This is a genomic window from Paenalcaligenes sp. GW821-LYS-B07-1, from assembly GCF_058803365.1.
Genome location: NZ_CM179516.1, coordinates 2,649,017 through 2,668,641, shown reverse-complemented (window position 1 = coordinate 2,668,641; position 19,625 = coordinate 2,649,017). Strand labels below are relative to the sequence as shown.

At 51.8% G+C, this 19,625-nt stretch carries 20 protein-coding genes; 10 read left to right on the top strand and 10 right to left on the bottom strand.

Annotated elements, in window-relative coordinates; translation table 11 throughout:
- Positions 1-24 precede the first annotated feature (24 nt).
- Together AC3QL0_RS12890 and recQ are read left to right on the top strand one after the other, a co-directional pair.
- Entirely contained in the window at positions 25-1,776 is a 1,752-nt protein-coding gene (locus tag AC3QL0_RS12890) for a ClcB-like voltage-gated chloride channel protein (protein ID WP_493008844.1), read from the top strand.
- 94 nt (positions 1,777-1,870) lie between these two features.
- On the top strand, positions 1,871-3,694 hold the full coding sequence (recQ, locus tag AC3QL0_RS12885; protein ID WP_493008843.1) for a DNA helicase RecQ: 1,824 nt from the start codon (positions 1,871-1,873) through the stop codon (positions 3,692-3,694).
- Here the strand turns inward: recQ and ruvB are convergent.
- On the bottom strand, positions 3,683-4,753 hold the full coding sequence (ruvB, locus tag AC3QL0_RS12880; RefSeq protein ID WP_430220650.1) for a Holliday junction branch migration DNA helicase RuvB: 1,071 nt from the start codon (positions 4,751-4,753) through the stop codon (positions 3,683-3,685). The genes recQ and ruvB overlap by 12 nt on opposite strands.
- Positions 4,754-4,899: 146 nt before the next feature.
- On the opposite strand from ruvB, the gene AC3QL0_RS12875 reads away from it, so the two are divergent.
- On the top strand, positions 4,900-5,895 hold the full coding sequence (locus AC3QL0_RS12875) for a threo-3-hydroxy-L-aspartate ammonia-lyase (RefSeq protein WP_493008842.1): 996 nt from the start codon (positions 4,900-4,902) through the stop codon (positions 5,893-5,895).
- On the opposite strand, the gene ruvA is transcribed toward AC3QL0_RS12875, so the two are convergent.
- From ruvA to AC3QL0_RS12845, 6 genes are read right to left on the bottom strand one after another with little or no spacing between them, the layout of a single operon-like run.
- The gene (gene ruvA, locus AC3QL0_RS12870) at positions 5,851-6,435 is read right to left on the bottom strand and encodes a Holliday junction branch migration protein RuvA (RefSeq protein ID WP_493008841.1); all 585 of its coding nucleotides are present in this window, start codon (positions 6,433-6,435) and stop codon (positions 5,851-5,853) included. The genes AC3QL0_RS12875 and ruvA overlap by 45 nt on opposite strands.
- Before the next feature lie 10 nt (positions 6,436-6,445).
- Entirely contained in the window at positions 6,446-6,988 is a 543-nt protein-coding gene (gene ruvC / locus AC3QL0_RS12865; protein ID WP_493008840.1) for a crossover junction endodeoxyribonuclease RuvC, read from the bottom strand.
- Complete coding sequence (gene purH / locus AC3QL0_RS12860; protein ID WP_493008839.1) at positions 6,988-8,580, bottom strand: bifunctional phosphoribosylaminoimidazolecarboxamide formyltransferase/IMP cyclohydrolase; 1,593 nt, start codon at positions 8,578-8,580, stop codon at positions 6,988-6,990. Before purH ends, ruvC begins: the two co-directional genes overlap by 1 nt.
- Before the next feature lie 25 nt (positions 8,581-8,605).
- The gene (locus tag AC3QL0_RS12855) at positions 8,606-8,845 is read right to left on the bottom strand and encodes a helix-turn-helix domain-containing protein (protein WP_135861587.1); all 240 of its coding nucleotides are present in this window, start codon (positions 8,843-8,845) and stop codon (positions 8,606-8,608) included.
- 38 nt (positions 8,846-8,883) lie between these two features.
- Positions 8,884-9,894 carry a tRNA dihydrouridine synthase DusB gene (gene dusB, locus AC3QL0_RS12850; protein WP_135861588.1) on the bottom strand — a complete coding sequence of 337 codons (1,011 nt, stop codon included), beginning with the start codon at positions 9,892-9,894 and terminating at the stop codon, positions 8,884-8,886.
- A 40-nt stretch (positions 9,895-9,934) separates the two neighbouring features.
- The gene (locus AC3QL0_RS12845) at positions 9,935-11,206 is read right to left on the bottom strand and encodes an FAD-dependent monooxygenase (protein WP_493008838.1); all 1,272 of its coding nucleotides are present in this window, start codon (positions 11,204-11,206) and stop codon (positions 9,935-9,937) included.
- Between the two features lie 296 nt (positions 11,207-11,502).
- On the opposite strand from AC3QL0_RS12845, the gene AC3QL0_RS12840 reads away from it, so the two are divergent.
- The 3 genes from AC3QL0_RS12840 to AC3QL0_RS12830 are packed head-to-tail and all read left to right on the top strand — an operon-like array spanning position 11,503 to position 14,236.
- The gene (locus AC3QL0_RS12840; RefSeq protein WP_493008837.1) at positions 11,503-11,841 is read left to right on the top strand and encodes a hypothetical protein; all 339 of its coding nucleotides are present in this window, start codon (positions 11,503-11,505) and stop codon (positions 11,839-11,841) included.
- Positions 11,842-11,868: 27 nt separating this feature from the next.
- The gene (locus tag AC3QL0_RS12835) at positions 11,869-12,732 is read left to right on the top strand and encodes a cytochrome c oxidase assembly protein (protein WP_493008836.1); all 864 of its coding nucleotides are present in this window, start codon (positions 11,869-11,871) and stop codon (positions 12,730-12,732) included.
- 16 nt (positions 12,733-12,748) lie between these two features.
- Positions 12,749-14,236 (top strand): M48 family metalloprotease, encoded by a 1,488-nt coding sequence (locus AC3QL0_RS12830; protein ID WP_493008835.1) that lies wholly within the window; start codon positions 12,749-12,751, stop codon positions 14,234-14,236.
- A gap of 2 nt (positions 14,237-14,238) precedes the next feature.
- On the opposite strand, the gene AC3QL0_RS12825 is transcribed toward AC3QL0_RS12830, so the two are convergent.
- On the bottom strand, positions 14,239-15,330 hold the full coding sequence (locus AC3QL0_RS12825) for a YheT family hydrolase (protein WP_493008834.1): 1,092 nt from the start codon (positions 15,328-15,330) through the stop codon (positions 14,239-14,241).
- A gap of 67 nt (positions 15,331-15,397) precedes the next feature.
- Positions 15,398-15,592 carry a zinc-finger domain-containing protein gene (locus tag AC3QL0_RS12820; RefSeq protein WP_493008833.1) on the bottom strand — a complete coding sequence of 65 codons (195 nt, stop codon included), beginning with the start codon at positions 15,590-15,592 and terminating at the stop codon, positions 15,398-15,400.
- 282 nt (positions 15,593-15,874) lie between these two features.
- On the opposite strand from AC3QL0_RS12820, the gene AC3QL0_RS12815 reads away from it, so the two are divergent.
- The 3 genes from AC3QL0_RS12815 (at position 15,875) to AC3QL0_RS12805 (ending at position 18,378) form a co-directional block, all read left to right on the top strand.
- The gene (locus tag AC3QL0_RS12815) at positions 15,875-16,558 is read left to right on the top strand and encodes an AzlC family ABC transporter permease (protein ID WP_493008832.1); all 684 of its coding nucleotides are present in this window, start codon (positions 15,875-15,877) and stop codon (positions 16,556-16,558) included.
- On the top strand, positions 16,555-16,893 hold the full coding sequence (locus AC3QL0_RS12810; protein ID WP_493008831.1) for an AzlD domain-containing protein: 339 nt from the start codon (positions 16,555-16,557) through the stop codon (positions 16,891-16,893). The genes AC3QL0_RS12815 and AC3QL0_RS12810 overlap by 4 nt, the downstream gene beginning before the upstream one ends.
- Positions 16,894-17,001: 108 nt before the next feature.
- Positions 17,002-18,378, top strand: coding sequence for a DEAD/DEAH box helicase (locus AC3QL0_RS12805; protein ID WP_493008830.1), 1,377 nt, complete (start codon positions 17,002-17,004; stop codon positions 18,376-18,378).
- Here the strand turns inward: AC3QL0_RS12805 and AC3QL0_RS12800 are convergent.
- Positions 18,355-18,741 (bottom strand): thioredoxin family protein, encoded by a 387-nt coding sequence (locus tag AC3QL0_RS12800; RefSeq protein WP_493008829.1) that lies wholly within the window; start codon positions 18,739-18,741, stop codon positions 18,355-18,357. The two genes, AC3QL0_RS12805 and AC3QL0_RS12800, sit on opposite strands and share 24 nt — an antisense overlap.
- Positions 18,742-18,820: 79 nt before the next feature.
- Between AC3QL0_RS12800 and AC3QL0_RS12795 the strand changes: the two genes are divergently transcribed.
- Entirely contained in the window at positions 18,821-19,606 is a 786-nt protein-coding gene (locus AC3QL0_RS12795; RefSeq protein ID WP_493008828.1) for an EI24 domain-containing protein, read from the top strand.
- Positions 19,607-19,625 lie beyond the last annotated feature (19 nt).

Sequence of the window (19,625 nt, the reverse complement as noted above, 5' to 3'; positions counted from 1 at the left end):
ACTCCAAGCTCATCCCCCCGGTTGATGTCTACACGACAAAAGCTGGGGCAAGCATCTACCATGCTGTGGGTGCTGGGTTGGGCTGTGTTAATGGGTATTGCGGGTGCCCTGTCTATTTGGCTGTTTCATGAAGCCATGTTTCTGGTGCAACGTTTATTAACGGGGCAATCCGGAGAAATTTCCGATGTGATGCACGACTTGCCGTGGTGGTGGCGCTTATTGCTGCCTACGATTGGCGGGTTGGTGGCCGGTATCTTGTTGTGGCTAGCAAAGCGTCGCAAAAGCGCTATGGCCGATGATTATATGGAAGCGGTTACCTTGGGCGACGGGCGTTTGTCTATTCGCCAAGGGTTGTTACGCACGTTGTCGTCCTTGTTTACGGTAGCGACGGGTGGTTCCATAGGTAGAGAAGGGGCCATGATCCACTTGGCGTCGCTAGTGGCATCGGTATTGGGGCGTTTACTGCAAGTGGGCACGACGCATCTGCGCTTGTTAGTGGCCTGTGGTGGAGCTGCTGGTGTGAGTGCTGCGTATGGTACGCCCTTGGCTGGTGCGGTGTTTGTGGCCGAGATTGTGCTGGGTACGTTGAATATACAAAGTCTAGGTCCTTTGTTGGTGGCGGCGGCAGTAGCCAACCTAACCATGCGTATTTTGGGGATTTATCAGCCCTTATACGAAATGCCTGATGTGCAAAGCGTGGTAGGTGTGGATATCTGGGTGTTTGTGTTACTGGGTATCTTGGTAGGGGTGGCAGCGCCAGGCTTCCTGAAACTGATGACGGTATTTAAAGCCTATTTTGAACGTACGGGTATCCCGCTGTTTTTGCGTTTGGCCGTAGGTGGTGTGTTACTAGGCTTACTGTTGATTGCTATCCCTGATGTGGCGGGTAATGGCTACAGTGTGGTGACAGCCTTATTGCACGAGCCTTGGGCGTGGTACATGGTGGTGGGCATGCTGTTTGCCAAAGTGCTGGCTACAGCCTTAACCGTGGGCTCGGGGGCTATTGGCGGTGTGTTTACTCCAGCACTATTTGTGGGCGCAGCATTTGGTACCTTGTGCGGGCAGCTGTTGCTGTCAGTGGTGCCGGGTTTGAGCATGCCTTTGCACCTGTTTACCTTGGTGGGGATGGGGGCTTTTTTGGGTGCTGCAACCAGTGCGCCACTCATGGCTATTTTGATGCTGTTTGAAATGACGCTTAGCTATGCGTTGGTGTTGCCGCTGATTATTGCGACGGTAGTGGCGTACTTTGTGGCGCGTTTACTCGCCGAAGTTGCCATGTATGACGTGGTGCTGGTGCGTGAGCAAAACGAACGTTTGCGCAGTACTTTGCGGCATACGCGTTTGAACGAATTGGTACGACCCGCCGAAACCGTACTCAAAGACGACGCCAAGATTAGCGAAGCGTTGCAGATGTTCTTGGATTACCCCGTCAAATATGTGTACGTGGTGGATGCGAATAATGTGTTCCAAGGAGTGGTGGCTCAACAAGATTTAACCCGCTTGTTATTGCATCACTTGGATACTGAAAAACTCACTCTGGCTGATGTGTTGCGCCCAGACTTTGTGAAAACCTTAACGCCCAATATGAGTTTGGATGAAGCTCAAGATTACTTTGTGAGTTTTAGTGGTGAGCGTTTGCCAGTGTTAAGCGAAGAGGCCGAGCCCCGCTTATTGGGTGTAGTCTATAAGTCGGCGTTGTTGGAAAAATATACGGCCATCAAACGCTCCCTAGATGCAGCAGAAGTCACAGCGGTTTTTAATAGCACCAAATCGTGAGTCGCCTAGGGTTTTCTGGTACAGTCTACGGGCTGAAGTAAAAGCGTTGCTCATTCTGCGGCACGCTTATCTCTTGTTTTGATTGAAAATTTTCATGTCTGATCCCGCTCTGGAAACCCTGCAAAATGTGTTTGGCTATGATGCCTTCAGGGGAGACCAACGCGCGATTATCGAACAAGTAGTAACTGGCGGTGATGCGCTGGTATTAATGCCAACCGGTGGTGGTAAGTCGCTGTGTTATCAAATTCCCGCCTTGATACGGCCGGGTACAGGCATTGTGATTTCCCCCCTTATTGCGTTGATGCAAGATCAGGTTGATGCCCTGACTGAGCTAGGGGTGCGCGCGGCCTATTTAAACTCTACTCAAGAATGGGCGCAAACCCGCGAGGTGGAGCGCGCGTTTTTGGCGGGCGAGCTAGATCTGTTGTATGTGGCTCCCGAGCGCTTGTTGACTGACCGTTGCCTAGATTTACTGGCGCGTGGTCATATTGCCTTGTTTGCCATTGACGAGGCGCACTGTGTGTCACAGTGGGGGCACGATTTTCGTCCTGAATATTTGGGCTTGTCGTACTTGGCAGAGCGCTGGCCAGATGTGCCGCGTATCGCACTGACAGCCACCGCCACCGCCGAAACTCGTCATGAAATTGCTGAGCGTTTATCGCTACATCATGCCGAGCATTTTGTGTCCAGCTTTGATAGACCCAATATTTGCTATCGCATCGTAGAGAAAAACGATGTGCGTCGTCAGTTATTGAGTTTGGTTCGAGACGAGCATCCTGGCGAGAGCGGTATTGTGTATTGCTTATCGCGAGCTCGCGTAGAGGATACGGCCGAGTTCCTAGTACGAGAAGGTGTTAACGCATTGCCGTACCATGCAGGCCTAAGTGCTGCGGTACGTGCGCAGAATCAATCCCGTTTTCTGCGAGAGGATGGGGTGGTGATGGTGGCGACCATTGCCTTTGGTATGGGCGTGAATAAGCCCGATGTGCGGTTTGTGGCGCACATTGATTTGCCCAAATCTATTGAAGGCTATTACCAAGAAACCGGGCGTGCAGGCCGTGATGGTGAGCCGGCTACGGCATGGCTGGCGTATGGGTTGCAAGACGTGGTGCAGTTGCACCGCATGATTAGTGATTCACAAGCCGAAGAAAGCCACAGGCGTACACAAGGGCGTCAGTTGGATGCCATGCTGGGCTTGTGCGAAACCGTGAGTTGTAGACGCCAATCGTTGTTGGCGTATTTTGGTGAGACCATACATAACTGCCAAAACTGCGATACGTGTATGCAGCCACCAGAATCCTGGGACGGCACGGTAGCCGCTCAAAAATTATTGTCAGCGGTATATCGCTTATGGCGAGAGCGAGGGCAACGCTTTGGTGCAGGACACTTGATTGATATTTTGCGCGGCAAAGAAACTGAGCGAGTCAAAGAGTATGGCCATCAAAGTCTCAGTGTGTTTGGTATAGGCAGCGACATTAACGACCAAGGTTGGCGTGGTGTGTTGCGACAACTGTTGGCACTCAATGTGCTGTCTGTAGACACGCAAGGTTACGGCACTCTAGGGTTAACGGAAAAAGCTAGACCAGTGCTTAAGGGTGAGCAGAAGCTCATGTTTAGGCGTGAGGCTACCATTGCCTCCAAGGCTACACGCAGCAGTAAACCCGCCACGCAGTTGCCACCTGAAGCACAGCCCTTTTTTCAAGCCTTGCGAGAGTGGCGCTCAGTGGTGGCTAAAGAGCACGAAGTGCCTGCTTACATTATTTTTAATGATGCGACCTTGAGACAGATAGCCATAGAGCAGCCTCAAGATTTAGATGATTTACGCTGTATTTCGGGTGTGGGCGTGCGTAAGCTTAAAGCCTACGGTGACGATTTGCTGGCCTGCGTGGCCAGCGTTGCTGAGTCGTCAGTCGAATAACGCACCGCCAGCGGCTGCATTAGCATTAGGCGTAAGCCCCAAGTGTGTCCATGCCATACGGGTAGCGGTACGCCCACGAGGAGTACGTTGCATAAACCCGTGCTGAATCAAATAGGGTTCTATCACGTCTTCGATGGTGTCGCGTTCTTCGCCAATAGCCGCAGCCAAGCTGTCTACGCCTACTGGGCCGCCATCAAAACGATGAATGATAGCTTCCAGTAATTTTCTGTCCATTAAGTCTAAGCCTAATGGATCAACCTCTAGCAATGCTAGTGCATCGTTGGCAGTTTGTGGGCTGATAGTGCCGTTGGCTTTGACATCAGCGTAGTCGCGTACACGGCGCAGCAAGCGGTTAGCAATACGTGGTGTGCCGCGAGAACGTCGGGCAATTTCTTGGGCACCGTCGCCCACACATTCCACATTCAATAAGCGTGCGCTGCGCTCCACAATATGCTGTAGGTCGGCGGTGTTGTAGAACTCTAGTCTGGAGACAATACCAAAGCGGTCACGCAGAGGGTTGGTGAGCATACCGGCGCGTGTCGTAGCGCCTACCAACGTGAAGGGCTGTAAATCGATTTTGACGCTGCGGGCGGCCGGGCCTTCGCCAATCATGATGTCGATTTGATAGTCTTCCATGGCGGGGTAGAGGATTTCCTCTACCACGGGGGATAGGCGGTGGATTTCATCGATGAACAGCACATCGTTTTTATCCAGATTGGTCAGCAAAGCAGCTAAGTCACCGGGTTTTTCTAGCACGGGGCCAGAGGTTTGGTGCAGGCGTACGCCCATTTCTTGCGCCACGATGTGCGCTAGTGTGGTTTTTCCCAAACCTGGAGGGCCAAACAGCAGCACGTGATCCAGAGCTTCGTGACGGCCGCGAGCAGCGGTAATAAAGATCTCTAGTTGATCGCGTACGCGCTGCTGACCTACGTAGTCATGTAGTGTTTTAGGGCGTAGTGCGCGCTCTATAGATTCTTCGTTGGGAGACTGTGCTGTAGCCTCAACCATACGGGGTGCTGGGGACGGATCGCTGCGAAGAGAGTCTGAATAAATGGCCATAGCAGTTCACTGAATGAATACACAGTATGGTACACCAAACACATCGCTGCGTGGGAGTGTCGCGCAAGCCTTGCTGGTGGCATAATGCTTTACTTATCTGTCAGCTCTATGACAGAGCCATGGGAGAATTTACGAAGATGTATGCTGTGTCGAATGGGCTCGATTTTGAAGAGGTTGAGCGGGCTGAACAGCGTTTAAAAGGTGTGGCGCATCGTACACCGGTATTGCAATCCTCTACTTTGAATGCCTGGTTGGGCGCAGAGGTTTTCTTTAAATGCGAAAACTTTCAGCGTGTAGGTGCATTTAAATTCCGAGGGGGCTATAACGCGGTTGCCCGGCTAACGCCGGAACAGCGAGCGCGAGGCGTCATAACGTATTCTTCTGGCAACATGGCACAAGCGGTGGCGTTGGCTGCAAGTATGCAAGGTGTGCATGCAACGATAGTGATGCCTGCTGATGCACCACAGGCTAAAAAAGCGGCTACCCAAGGTTATGGCGCCACTATTGTGGAGTATGACCGCCATCTTGATGATAGAGACAGCCTGACGCGGCAATTGGCCGCTGAGCAAGGTCTATATTTCATTCCACCTTTTGGTGATGAAGGCATCATCGCGGGGCAGGGCACCGCTGCTAAAGAGTTATTTGACGATGTAGGCGAACTGGATCAGTTGTTTGTGCCTATAGGTGGTGGTGGTTTACTGTCGGGCTCATTGCTGTCAGCTAAAGCGTTATCGCCAGCATGCAAGGTGTTTGGTGTAGAGCCAGAACTGGGTAATGATGCGCAGCAGTCGTTACGACAAGGTCAGTTGGTGCGTATTGCTACGCCACAAACTATTGCCGATGGCGCACAAACGCAGTCCTTATCTACCACCACGTTCAATATCATCACGCAGAATGTGACTGACATTGTGACGGTGAATGATCAGCAACTGCTCAATATGCTGCGTTTCTTTGCTGAACGTATGAAGATGGTAGTAGAACCTACGGGATGTTTGGCTGCCGCAGCAGCCGTGCAGGCTGCTGAGCAGATTCGCGGTAAGCGTGTAGGGGTGATGGTCAGTGGTGGTAACTTGGATAGCCTGCAGTTATGCAAGTATTTAGCGCTTGGACAGGCTTTGCAGTGCCAACCGGATGCCGTCTGATACCGACACGTCTTCGGGTAGGGCTTTAAGCGCTTTGCTGGCTTCGGTGTTGTTGTAACCCAAGGCTAGCAAGGCATTAAGAATATCACTGCGTTCATTATGTGCCTGCTCAGGCATGCTGGCAGCAATCGCGCTGTCCGCAGAAAATTTCCCACGTAATTCCAATAGCAAACGCTCTGCTGTTTTCTTGCCAATGCCAGGAACAGTGGTGAGTAGACTCGCGTCTTGCTGATGAATGGCAGCAGCTAAATCTTGCACACTGAGTCCTGACAAAATAGACAGGGCAGTGCGGGCGCCAATGCCGCTAACTTTGATCAAAGTACGGAATGCAGCGCGTTCGGCAGCGTTGCCAAAACCGTAGAGTACGTGTGCATCTTCGCGCACAGTGAGGTGGGTAAACAGTGAAATACGGCTGTTTAGTTCACCCAAATCGTAATAGGTACTCATGGGCACATCAATGTCGTAGCCCACACCGTTTACATCCACACAGATGGTGGGGGGCTGTTTTTCAATGAGCGTGCCTGTAATGCGTCCAATCATGAGGACTCCATTAAGAGATCAGTCGGCCTCCGCGTATGCGGGGTGTAGAGCTTGCTTGTTCCAGCTGAACGCCTAAACGGTTGGTCAGTGGATAGTGATGGGCGTGGCAAATGGCACATGCTAAGGCATCAGCGGCATCGGGGGCGGGAGCACCATCCAGACGCAGCAGATGTTGCACCATCATTTGTACTTGTTCTTTGGCGGCGTGACCGCGACCTACTGTGGTTTTCTTTATTTGTAGGGCGGTGTATTCCATTACGGGGAGGTTCTTGTCCGCTAAGGCACACAGCGCAGCGCCGCGGGCTTGCCCCAGTAGTAGGGTAGATTGCGGGTTGGCATTGACGAACACCTGTTCAATGGCCGCCTGATCAGGCATATACAAGCCAACGACTTCGCGTACGTTATCCAAAATGACCTTTAAGCGATCTGAGAGAGCTAGCTCAGTGGGCACCACGATGGTGCCACTGGCTACATAGGTCAAGCTGGACCCCTGAGCCTCGATTACACCGAAACCGGTACGTCGTAGGCCAGGGTCAATGCCAAGGATGCGCATTAGTGATAGAAGTGGCGTGTGCCAGTGAAGATCATCACAATACCGCGCTCGTTAGCGGCTGCAATCACTTCATCGTCACGGATACTGCCACCGGGTTGAATCACGCAGGTAGCGCCTGCATCAGCAACCACGTCCAGACCATCACGGAAGGGGAAGAAAGCATCAGATGCTACGGCGGAACCTTGCAGGGTCAGGCCAGCGTTAGAGGCTTTAATGGAAGCAATACGTGCGGAGTCTACGCGGCTCATTTGGCCAGCACCTACGCCCAATGTCATACCGCCAGCAGTAAACACAATGGCGTTGGATTTCACGTATTTAGCCACGTTCCATGCAAACAGCATGTCTTGCAATTGCTGTTCGGTAGGCTGCTTCTCGGAAACTACTTTGAAGTTTTCCACAGCGTCGCGGTAGGTGTCAGGAGTTTGTACCAACCAGCCGCCACCCACACGCTTCACGTTGAAGTCGTTATGGGATTGACCATCAGGTACTACCAACACGCGTACGTTTTTCTTCTGAGCCAGAATATCCAGCGCTTCTGGGGAGTAAGAAGGTGCTAGCAGTACTTCCAAGAACTGAGCGCTGATAGCAGTTGCCGCAGCAGCATCTACTGTACGGTTCAGGGCGATGATGCCACCAAATGCCGACGTAGGATCAGTTTTCAGAGCTTGTTGGTACGCTGCCAAGGGTGTGTCACCCAAGGCTACGCCGCAAGGGTTGGAGTGCTTAACAATCACACATGCACCAGTGTCAAAACTGCGTACGCATTCCCATGCAGCATCCGCATCGGCAATGTTGTTGTAGGACAGTTCTTTGCCTTGCAACTGTTGGTAGTTGCCCAGCAAACCACGGCCTACTTCTTGGTCTTTGTAGAAGGCGGCGCTTTGGTGTGGGTTTTCGCCGTAACGCAATGCTTGAGATTGGTGCAATTGCAGGCTCAAGACTTGAGGCCATTCTTCGCGCTCAGGTGTGCTCTCAGCGGCAGGCTCAGGGTTAGTCAGGCTGCTCAAGTAAGAAGCAATAGCGCCATCGTAGGAGGCTGTGTGTGCGTACACTTTGCCAGCCAATTCCAAACGCAGTGCGTAGCTGGTACGACCTTCGTCAGCATCCATTTCAGCCAAGATACGGCTGTAATCCAGAGGGTCGATCACAACGGTTACGCCACCTGCTGGGCCACCGTGGTTTTTCGCCGCTGCACGCAACATAGCTGGGCCGCCAATATCGATGTTTTCGATGGCGTCGCCAAAACTACAGTCTTTCTTCGCAATGGTTTCGCGAAATGGGTACAGGTTCACTGCCAACAGGTCGATGCGGCTGATGCCGTGTTCTTCCAGTGTTTTCAGATGAGCTGCATCGTCACGTCTAGCCAACAGGCCACCGTGAATTTTTGGGTGCAAGGTTTTAACGCGGCCATCCAGAATTTCTGGGGAGCCGGTGTGCTCAGCCACTTCGGTGACGGACAAGCCAGCTTCTTTCAGCAACTTAGCAGTGCCGCCAGTGGAAAGCAGGCGCACGCCACGGCTAGCTAGCGCTTGGGCGAAATCAACAATGCCGGTTTTGTCGGAAACCGAGAGCAAAGCGGTCTGGATTTTCATGAGAGTAGACGAGAGTAGTTAAGAATCAGGGTTGTAGATTATGCGATTGCAGCTTTTTGCGCAGCGTGCTGCGGGTAATACCGAGCATTTCGGCTGCTTTGGACTGGTTGCCCTGGGTACGCTCCAGTGCCACTTGAAGAACAGGGCGTTCGACACAACTGATGACCATGGCCAGCATATCGCGCGGCTCAGATTCGCCTAGGTCAGCAAAATAACGCTCTAGGCGGTCTCTGACAGATTGTTCTAGTGGGTTGGTAGTAGACATATTTTCTAAATTGGGTGTAACAGGCAACGCTGTTCCGATCAGGCAACAGCTGGTTCGTTTACAAAAGGTGCAGTAGGATCGCGTTGATCAAACCACTGCGATATAGCGTGAAACTGTTCGTGGGTAGTTTCGATCTTGTTAATCTGATCTAACCACGTCCGGATATCCGGAAGATGGGCGAAATACCACCCTATGTGTTTACGGGCAGTGCGTACACCCGTGAACTCTCCGTAGAAGGCGTAATGGTCTTCTAGGTGTTCCAGCAACACATCGCGCAGCTCACCAAAGGTGGGTGGGGCGAGATGCTCGCCATGTTGCAGGTAATGATTAATTTCTCTGAAAATCCAGGGACGGCCTTGCGCAGCACGGCCGACCATGATTGCGTCCGCTTCAGTGTACTGTAGTACGTATTTGGCTTTTTCGGGACTATCGATATCCCCATTAGCAATCAGTGGTATATCCACTTCTTGCTTAACCTGACGGATGGTGTCGTATTCGGCTTCGCCTTGGTACAGGTCGCAGCGTGTACGGCCATGTAAGGTGAGTGCCGCAATGCCGCTTTCACGTGCTAAACGGGCAATACGCAACGCATTTTTCGATTCTCTATCCCATCCAGTGCGGGTTTTCAGTGTAACCGGTACATCTAGGGGCTGACATGCCGCTACAACGCTTTCCAAGATGGCAGCAATGCGGGGCTCATCACGCAACAAAGCGGAGCCCGAGGCGACATTACAGACTTTCTTGACGGGGCAACCCATGTTGATATCAATGATGCGTGCGCCTTTTTCTATATTGAAGCGGGCAGCCTCAGCCATCATTTCAGGATCTGAGCCAGCAATTTGTACAGCAATAGGTGCGGTTTCGCCTTGGTGGTCTATGCGTCTGGAGGTTTTAACGCTATTCCATAGCTTAGGATTGCTTGCTGCCATCTCTGATACCGCATGCCCAGCCCCCAACGCCTTGCACAGACGTCGGTAAGGACGGTCCGTCACCCCTGCCATAGGGGCAACAAAGACGGGGTTAGCGAAGGACCAGGAGCCTATATGCATAAAACAGAGATAGTGAGGCCTGCTCAACGCAGGCCAAGGTTCAGATTCGGGTGCCTTGCAACAGGTGCGTGGCTAAGGCGTTTTTCGTTGCAGCAAACAGGTCCATGCTTAGCAAACCCAAGCCACAGGCATGTTGTACGAGTGGATTGGTGGTGCTGAAAACGCGCGGCAGTATATCGGTGACACCAAGGGTCAGCCATCGGTCTTGTCGTCGCGTGTTGGCATAGTGGGCGAGTACGGGTGCAGCATCATTTGTGGGGCAGGCTAGCCAAGGGCGTAGCACTTGCGCAAGTTGCGCTGCATCGCGTAGTCCTAAGTTTAACCCCTGACCCGCAACTGGGTGCAAGGTTTGCGCCGCATTCCCGATAGCTACAGTGTGGTGGTCGGGCAACGTAGCGCCTGCATACATGCTTAATGGGAACACTGATCGTTTCTCTACAACGCTGATGTTCCCCATGCGCGAGCCGAAGGCGGCTTGTGCATGTCGGTTAAATTCTTCTTCTGGCATGGCTGCAAGATTGGCCGCGATTTCTGGTGGATTGCACCATACCAAGGCGTACAAATCTTCACCATCTGGGTGGGGTAGCAGGGCAAAGGGGCCATTTTTAGTAAAGCGTTCGTATGCCCACCCTTTTTTCGGCAGTTGGCTGCGCAGGGTACTAATCACGCCGTGTTGTTTGTAATTTCTATGCATGCCTTGCGGACGCACGCCATCCGAGAGCACTCGTACGCGGGTACTGAACTGACCTTGGTCAGTCACGATAAGGTTGGCGTTCTGCAGACTTTTAGTCGCATCGATGTCAGCGTGCAAGAAATGTACTGGGCTGCGCGCAATAGCGGCATGTAAGGTGCGCAAAAGGGTGTCGTAGCGTATGACGGCACCTAAAAACGGCACCTGTAATTCTGATGCTTCTATCAACGCCCTACCTAATCTGCCTTGCTGGGAAACATGCACGGTTTCCATTGTGGCCAAGCCTGTGTCTGGCCACGCTTGCACACCTTGCAGCAGCATGGCACTGCCATGATTCAGCGCTAAGGCGCGTGGATCTCCGGGCGTACCTGCGCTGTGCTCAGGCAGAGGGCGGCCGATAAGGGCGATGCGGCTGGGATCGGGAGCCAGTTGTGCTAGCTGTAGTGCTAGGGCGCAACCTACTGGCCCGGCGCCGCAAATGACTAGATCGTAATCAGTGGCGTGCATGGCGTTGGAGTCAAAGCAAAGAGTGCTGGCATTGTAACGGATGCCTGCTGGCCAAGCCTTGATAATGCTAAAACCGGACGGCTTTTTACGGCCTGTGGTACTGATGTTGCGCATAGGGCGCGTTCTTTGGTCGCTGCTTGAGTCATTTGGCCAGATTGGCTAAAATATTGCCAACTTAACTTTAAAAGGACTGTGTGGTGAATCCAGACCCCGGTGAAAGTAGCAGCCAGCATTGGCTGGCAACTTATTAACCAGGTGCGTTAGGCTAGAGCCTTCTCTACACAGCCACGCCCTGGTGCTACACAAAGCAAAAGGGCGTGTTATTCCTCACTAGAATCTCACGTCATTACTGTCCCTCTATGTTTTTGATCCTGGGCGCGTTTCGCGTTGCCGGGAGATGGGAGATGGCGATGAAAATCTTCAATCGTTTTTTACGTCGGGCTGGTGTACAGCAGCCTGTGATTCGTCCAGAATCGGCTTCTGAGTCGCGGCTGTCCGTGTTGTGCATGCGTCAAGACATGGCGTCTGTGCGCAAACGTATCTATACCGACTTTCAGGCAGCAGGTCTGCGTGTGAGCAACTTAAGTGTGGAACATGCCTCGCATGAAAATGCCAAAGCGTGTGTAACCATCAGTTGCCCACCTGAAATGCGTCCCGAGCTGATGACTCAAGCCCGTAGGCTGCGCGATCATCCTTCTATTTTGAATGTGCAATGGGAACCGCGTCAGCGCAGTAATGCATTAAACTAGGGCCTGTTATGTTGAATACGGGCTCTCATGATCGTTATTGACTGGCTTACCCCTTGGGAATTTTCACCTACGCTGGTGGTGGTGTTTATCGCCAGCGCATGGCTATTCTGGCGTGGTGCCAAGGTGCACCACGTAGGTAGATTTAGGCAGTGGTTGTTCTGGGTAGGCCTGATTATGCTGTACCTCTCGCTGCATACTCGTGTGGATTACTATGCTGAACGCATGTTTTTCATCCACCGTTTGCAGCACTTAGTTTTGCACCACTTGGGTCCGCTCATCATCATGGGTGCTTACCCTGGTCAAGTGATGCGTGCTGGGCTACCTATGTCATGGCGCTATAAATTGCGCGACTTCCGTGAAACTGGCATAGGTAAAGTGACTGAGCGTCTGCTCACACACCCCATCCTAATTCCCTTTTTGTTCGTATTCTTTGTTCTCATCTGGTTACTGCCTATTCCGCAGTTCTACTCCATGATTGATTGGCGTTTGTATCGCTTCATGAATTGGTCAGTAGTGATTAGTGGTGTGCTGTACTGGAATTTGATTTTGGATAGACGCCCCAGCCCGCCTGCAGTCATGCGGCCAGTAGGTAGGGTGTTGTCCCCCATTATTACCATGACGCCACAAATTATTGTGGGTGTATGGATTACCTTTTCTGCCAACGATCTTTACCCCATTTTTGATTTATGTGGACGGGCAATCCCCTCTATTAATGCGTTGGAAGACCAAGGCATGGGCGGAATTATCATGTGGGTATTGGCGGGCTTAGTAGAAACCTTCGGTGTCATCTATGCGCTGGCAACGGTTATGCGGTTGTCTAGCCGTAATCGTCTGCCTTTGCCGCTTCGTAAAAACTCCGCTGTTGCGCAACTAAAAAAAAGCGCCTCCTAACTCGGAAGGAATGGTTATGAGTTTCAAGCGAACCTTGCTGTCATCAGCGCTGGCGCTTTCCTTGTTGGTACAGCCTACCGTTATGGTTCAGGCACAACCTGTGGGTATACCGTCCATGGGGGCAGCATCCGGTGCGGAACTAACCCCTGGACTAGAAAAATTGCTTGGCGACGCCATTATGGAACAAGGGCGTCGTGATCCTACTTATATTGCCGACTTGATGATTGAGCAGTATTTGAGTGAGGTAGGGCAGCGTCTGGCCAAACATGCACCCGACTCCTTGCAGCAGAACATCACCATCTTTGCGCTACGAGATCCAGAAATCAACGCGTTCGCCTTGCCGGGTGGTTACATAGGTATTAATAGTGGCTTGGTGTTGGCCTCAAAAAGTGAGGCTGAATTAGCATCGGTAATAGGGCACGAGATTGCTCACGTGGCGCAGCGCCACATTGCACGCGGTATGACACAAAGTTCGCAATCGGGTCATATTATGATTGCAGCGATGGTGGGTGCGCTGTTGGCCGCCTTATCCGGTAGTGCAGATTTGGCGATGGGTGTGGCGAGTTTTGGTCAAGCAGCGGCTATAGATAGACAACTGGGCTTTTCCAGACAGGCAGAGCAAGAAGCTGACCGAGTAGGCTTTCAAATGTTGCAGAAAGCAGGCTACGATCCTACGGGTATGGCCGATATGTTCAAGCGCCTGATGGAAGTGTCGCGCTTGAATGAAGGGCCGCGTAACGTCTATGCCAGTACTCACCCGTTATCATTACAGCGTTTGTCTGACATAGAAAGCCGTATTACTTCACTGAGCGGGCAGAATTTCCACCAAGATCCTACCTTCTGGTATGTGCGTGCAGCGCTGCGGGTCATACAGGCTAAAAGCGGAAGTAATCTGCAAAATGCCATGCAAGCCATGCGCAGCGAGGCTGAAAGTGGTAGTGGTGTGCAGCGATCGGCTGCTGAGTACGGTTTAGCGTATGCCGCGTGGCAGCGCAGAGATTTTGCTACCGCTGAGCAGCATCTAACGGCGGCTCGTGATGGTGGGCGTTATCAGTCTAGCGCGCTAGATGTGTTAGCCATTAACTTGGCGCAAGGCCAAGGCGAATTCCAGCAAGCAGCTACATTGGCAGATCAAGCACGCCGCAGATGGCCGGATAGCCAAGCAGTAGCTTTGGTGTATGTGCAGTCGTTGCAGCAACAGCGTCAAGAACAGCAAGCGGTGGACTTCCTAACGACAGCCTTACGCAAGTGGCCCCATATTCCGCAATTCCAGAAACTACTGGCTGAAGGCTACGAGCGTTTGGGCGAGCCTATTGCTGCGCGTAAAGCGATGGCGCAGTACTACCAAATGATTGGTGCGCTACCTACGGCCGTAGAGCAGTTGCAGCAAGCACGCTCACGCAGTAAAGACTTCTATGAGCAGTCTGAGCTGGATGTGCAAATTAGAGAGCTACGTAGCCGCTTGGAATCCGAGCGCTTGTTGTTAGAACGTTTCCGTTCCTAAGATTATTGGCCGGTTTCAAAGAACAGCGCTAATCGTGCAGGCAACCAATTGATGTTGCCAGGAAAGGCGCCAGTAGTGAAGCCTACGTGCCCGCCTTGAGAAGGCTGGTGAAGCACTACGTGTTCAGACACGTCTTGTAGTGTAGGTAAGGAGCTAGGCGGTACAAATGGGTCGTTGCGCGCATTCAGTACCAACGTGGGTATTTGAATACGATTCAGAAACTGTTTGCTGGATGATTTAGTCCAATACTCCAATGCATGTTTAAAACCATGCATGGGTGCAGTGTATACATCATCGAAGTCACGTAACGTACGCGCATGGTTTAAACGTAGGATATCGATCATGCCAGGGAAGCGGCGTGATTTGTCGAAAATCTTGCTTTTCATACTGCGTAAGAAATACGGGCAGTAAATATAGCGGCCTACAAATCCCGTAGATAAACGTTCGCCACAGGCAACTAAGTCTGTGGGTACGGAAACGGCAGCGCTGGCTTTGATCCAGTCGGTTTGTTCGGCATGTTCGCCCAAATGTTTAAGCATGGCATTACCGCCCAACGAGACCCCCACAGTGTGCCAGTTGGCTTGCGGTAGGCGTTGTCGTACGGTTTGCAGCATGAAAGCAATTTCGTCGCTGTCGCCAGAGTAGTAGGCGCGCGCCATACGATTAGGGAATCCGGAGCAGCCACGGAAGTGGGCTACCACTACGACCCAACCGCGAGCACGGAAGTACTGTGCTATGGCTTGGGCGTAATGGCTGTTACTGCTGCCTTCTAAGCCATGAAACAGAATCAGGGCTTGTAGGTTGTGGTGCTGAGTTAGGCTTTTCCAATCTTCGGGTTGCAGCCAACGTCGCGCGGCCGTTTTTTGCAGATGAGCATCTTTGCCCGCCATAGAACCGTCGGCAAGGCGGTCGGCAAATAAACCGGGGCCAGCCCAGTCTAGGTCAACGAAGTCGCCATCTGGGGTGTCCACGCGCTCTCGTACAAACGCAATATTGTGATGTTGGGCACAATACGCGCTGTAAATGGTTTGCAGGTGTCCTCCGGGTAACCAGACGGGAAGAGGGCACGGCGAGAGATCGAGTTTGGCTGTCACAAGATGAAGCGTAATGGAGATGAGCCTAAGCAGGCAGTCATGCTAGGCAGCAGTGAACGTGAAAAGCTTAGTGGTGAGAATGATCACCGATCACTTTGTACGTTGTACCGCAGTAAGGACAGCTAGCTTCGCCGGTTTTGCTGGTATCAATAAATACGCGTGGGTGCATATTCCACAAGGGTGTGTGTGGACCTGGGCAATGTACGGGAAGGTCTTCGCTAGGTACTTCGATAACGTCGTTTTGGTGTTGCGTGTTGCTCATGGTGGGATCCTGTATCAACAAGGTGATTTTTCCATGCCGTCTATTGTAGCAAGCCCATGCGGGCTTAGGCAGTTCAGTAAGATTCTGTTTGGTTTCTGTTTGGTGTATGGGCAGTTTGTTGTTTTGATCCCATAACTCCATGGTTGCGTCTGGGGTGCGTAGGGGAATTGCGCTACCATTTATCCACATGAAAGCATAGAAACTGCGTGTAGAGAAAGGGTTGTGGGAGCAATTAGAAAAATAAAACGGCACTGGCCGGATGCAACGCGGCGGGCATGGTTTATGCAAGGGGTACAAGACTTGCTGCCCACTATGATCGCTACCTCCGTGTGGGGGTTTGTGACAGGCGTAGCTATGCTGAAATCAGGCCTCACAGAAGCAATGGCTTCTTGGATGACGGTATTGGTATATGCCGGCTCGGCGCAGTTAACGTCGCTTCCTCTAATCGAATCTCGTTCACCATTATGGTTGGTCTTTGTAGCCGCCTGTATAGTGAATATACGGTTTGTGATTTTTTCGGCAGCAATGTATCCCTTCTTTAGACACTTAAGCTGGAAGAAACGTTTAGGGTTGGGCTATCTGACTGGCGATATTAGTTTTGTGTTGTTTATGGCGCGCTTTGGTGAAAGTGCCCAGCGTGGTATTCCTCAACACGTATGGTATTTGATGGGCGCGGTAGTGCCGGGCTGGATTATCTGGCAGGTTGCGTCCATTGCAGGCATCTTTTTTGGCACCTTTATTCCTGATGATTGGTCGTTAGAATTTGCGGCTGTGTTGGCGTTGCTGGCGGTTTTGTTACCGTTAGTCGCGACGCGTCCGCTCTTCGCCTGTCTCGTGGTGGCGGGCGTTGTAGCATGGGCTGGGCAACTGTTGCCACTACGCTTGGGCTTGCTTGCTGCCGTCATCTGTGGCGTGATAGCAGGCGTGGTAGTTGAACAACTGCAACGCAAGAGGACGACCCCATGAGTACGCAATGGCAGTATGATTGGTATGTTTTAGCGGTTATAGGGTTGCTGTTTGTATGCAGCTTGATAACCCGCTCCGGTTATTGGTTAATTGGTGATCACCTACCATTGCCGGACTCGGTACGCCGAGCGTTGCGTTATGCACCGGTGGCAGCACTGATTGCTATTATTGTTCCCGAACTTCTGCCTTGGCGAGCAGGCGGGAGCCCTGAAATTGATATTAAGGCAATTGCAGCAATCTTTGCGGTACTGGCTTATTTGCGTACGCGTAGCACGCTTGTCGTGATTATTGCGGGTATGGTGATGTTTTGGCTGTTGAAGTACTTCTTTGCCTGATTACCGGCCTGCCTCGGGCCCCTATAGTAAATGGGATGGCGTCGTGATGATGCTACCTTGCCCTTGCATTCACCTGATGACATGCCACTCAGGTCTTATACTTTTTCCATGAAAGAAGCCACAAGTTTCGACGTTACACAATCTTTTTCTGACTTTGGCCTACATCCGGCCATTCTTGCAGCCGTTTTAGGCGCTGGCTATAGTCAACCTACGCCCATACAAGCACAAGCTTTACCTCCAGTGATGGATGGCCGAGACGTGATGGGGGCGGCGCAAACAGGAACAGGTAAAACGGCGGCGTTTTCGCTGCCTATCTTACATAGACTGATGGCGTTGGCTAATAGCAGTGCTTCGCCTGCTCGTCACCCTGTACGCGCATTGATCCTGACGCCTACCCGTGAGTTGGCAGACCAGGTCGCAGCTAGTGTGCGTTTGTACACGCAAGGTACGCCATTGCGCTCAGCTGTCGTGTTTGGTGGTGTAGATATAGCACCTCAGAAAGATACGCTACGCCGTGGGTGCGAAGTTCTGGTGGCCACACCAGGGCGCTTGTTGGATCACATTGAACAAAAAACGGTGAACCTGTCTCAAGTCGGCATTTTGGTGCTGGATGAGGCTGACCGTATGTTAGACATGGGCTTTATGCCCGACTTGCTGCGTATTGTGCAGATGTTGCCTAAGCAGCGCCAAAGCTTGTTGTTCTCGGCTACCTTTAGTCCAGAAATCCGCAAGTTGGCCTCTAACTTCTTGCGTGACCCTGTCACCATCGAAGTAGCAGCCCGTAATGCTACTGCTGATACAGTGACTCAGGTGGTGTATGCCTTACGCCCTGAGCAAAAGCGTGCGGCGGTTAGCCATATCGTGAAGTCCAAAGGCTTGAAGCAAGTGATTGCGTTCACCAATACCAAAGCAGGTGCAGCGCGCCTCGCGCGTGAGTTGGAACGTGATGGCTTGAAAGCAGAGTCTATTCACGGTAACAAAAGTCAGCTTGAGCGCATGAAAGTATTGGATGCGTTTAAAGCAGAAGAATTAGATGTGTTGGTGGCTACTGACGTGGCAGCGCGTGGTCTGGACGTGGCCGGTGTGCCTTGCGTGATTAACGTAGACTTGCCATTTAACGCTGAGGACTATGTTCACCGTATTGGTCGTACAGGTCGTGCTGGTGCAAGCGGTGAGGCGTTTTCGTTGTACTCGCCTGCTGAGCAGCAGCTGCTAGATGCTATAGAAAAGCTGATCGGTAGAAAGATTAAACAAGAAGTTCCACAGTTGGCCGAGCCGCGCGAGCGTAGCAATAGTGGTAATAGCAACAACAGTGGCAATAGCCGTCGTAGCTACAGCCGCAATCAAGCGCCGTTGGATGACTTCTTCACCAAACCTTATCAGCCACAATCTGCTGCACCTAGTGCAACGCAAGAGTCTCGCTCCAGTAATGGCGAGACCCGTAAGCGTTCGGTGGGGGTGTTACTTGGTGGCGGCCGCTACTAAGTCAGTAAATTGCCCAGGGCCCGTGTCAGTGAGCACGGGCATTTCTACGGCGTGATCCAGCAATCGTTGTAAATGCTCTATGTGCGGCAGTAAGCTGCCAAAAAACAGCGTGCCTTCGCTGTTTTGCACTAACAGAGTAGGGAAGTCGTCTACATCGGCATCGCCCAGCAACTCCTCATTTTCTTCCACATCTACCCATACAAATACTGCTTGCGGATACTGTGCACTTAATGACGTGAACAGTGGTTGATAGGCTGTACAGGTTTTGCACCATGCGGCGCAGTAACACACTACCAACAGCTCTGGGTGTGGTCCTTGTAGACGTTGTTGCAGGGCAGGTAGGTCGTCAGGTAAAAAATGCATGGCGGTTGTTGAACGTTACAGGTTAGAAGTGTCTAAGTATGCATTATCATAGCCCCATTCAACCTTTGTAGATGTTTTGATGACGACGCAACAACCTTTTTCTTCTAGCATGGGACGCGTGCTGTTTACCCTAAAACAAGCCGCTATTTCACAGTTACACCCCAAAATGCTGGCTGCTTTGCTGCTACCTATAGCAGTGGCATTGGTGGGGGCGATCATCATGATCTGGACGCTGTGGACACCATTAAGCCTGTATGTGGGCAACTGGATGGATCACTCTGCATGGGTGAACCAGACAGACGGTTGGTTTGCACAGCAAGGCTGGTTGAGTTGGTTTAGCTTAAGCGCGAGCCTGATCCCAATTATTGTGGTGTTAATTATCTTTCCAGCCTCCGGTGCGCTGGGAATGATCGTCGCCTCTATTTTTGTGATGCCTTTGGCTTTAAGTCATGTGCAGCAAAAGTATTACCCAGACCTAAAACAAGAGAGCAGTAATGCCACGTTGTTGAGCGTGTCGAATGCAATCAGTGTGGGTATTATTTTTATGGTGGGTTGGGTATTAACCATGCCACTTTGGCTCATTCCATTTTTGGGATTCTTAGTGCCGTTGTTTTGGGGTAGTTTCTTGTTTACACGTTTGCTACGTATGGACTCGTTGGTTGAGCATGCAGATGGCGCTGAGCGCGACGAAATTATGGCTAAGAACAGGCGTGAGTACTGGCTGTTAGGGCTAGCAATGGCGCTTTTAAACTTTTTGCCGCCAGCGTGGTTAGTGTTACCCGTGTTCTCGGCTTTGGCCTTTTCTCATTTCTCGTTGCAGCAATTGCACCAGTTACGTTCTCAAGAGCGCCTAACTAGAGGATAATGGCGTTTTGTCATTGATG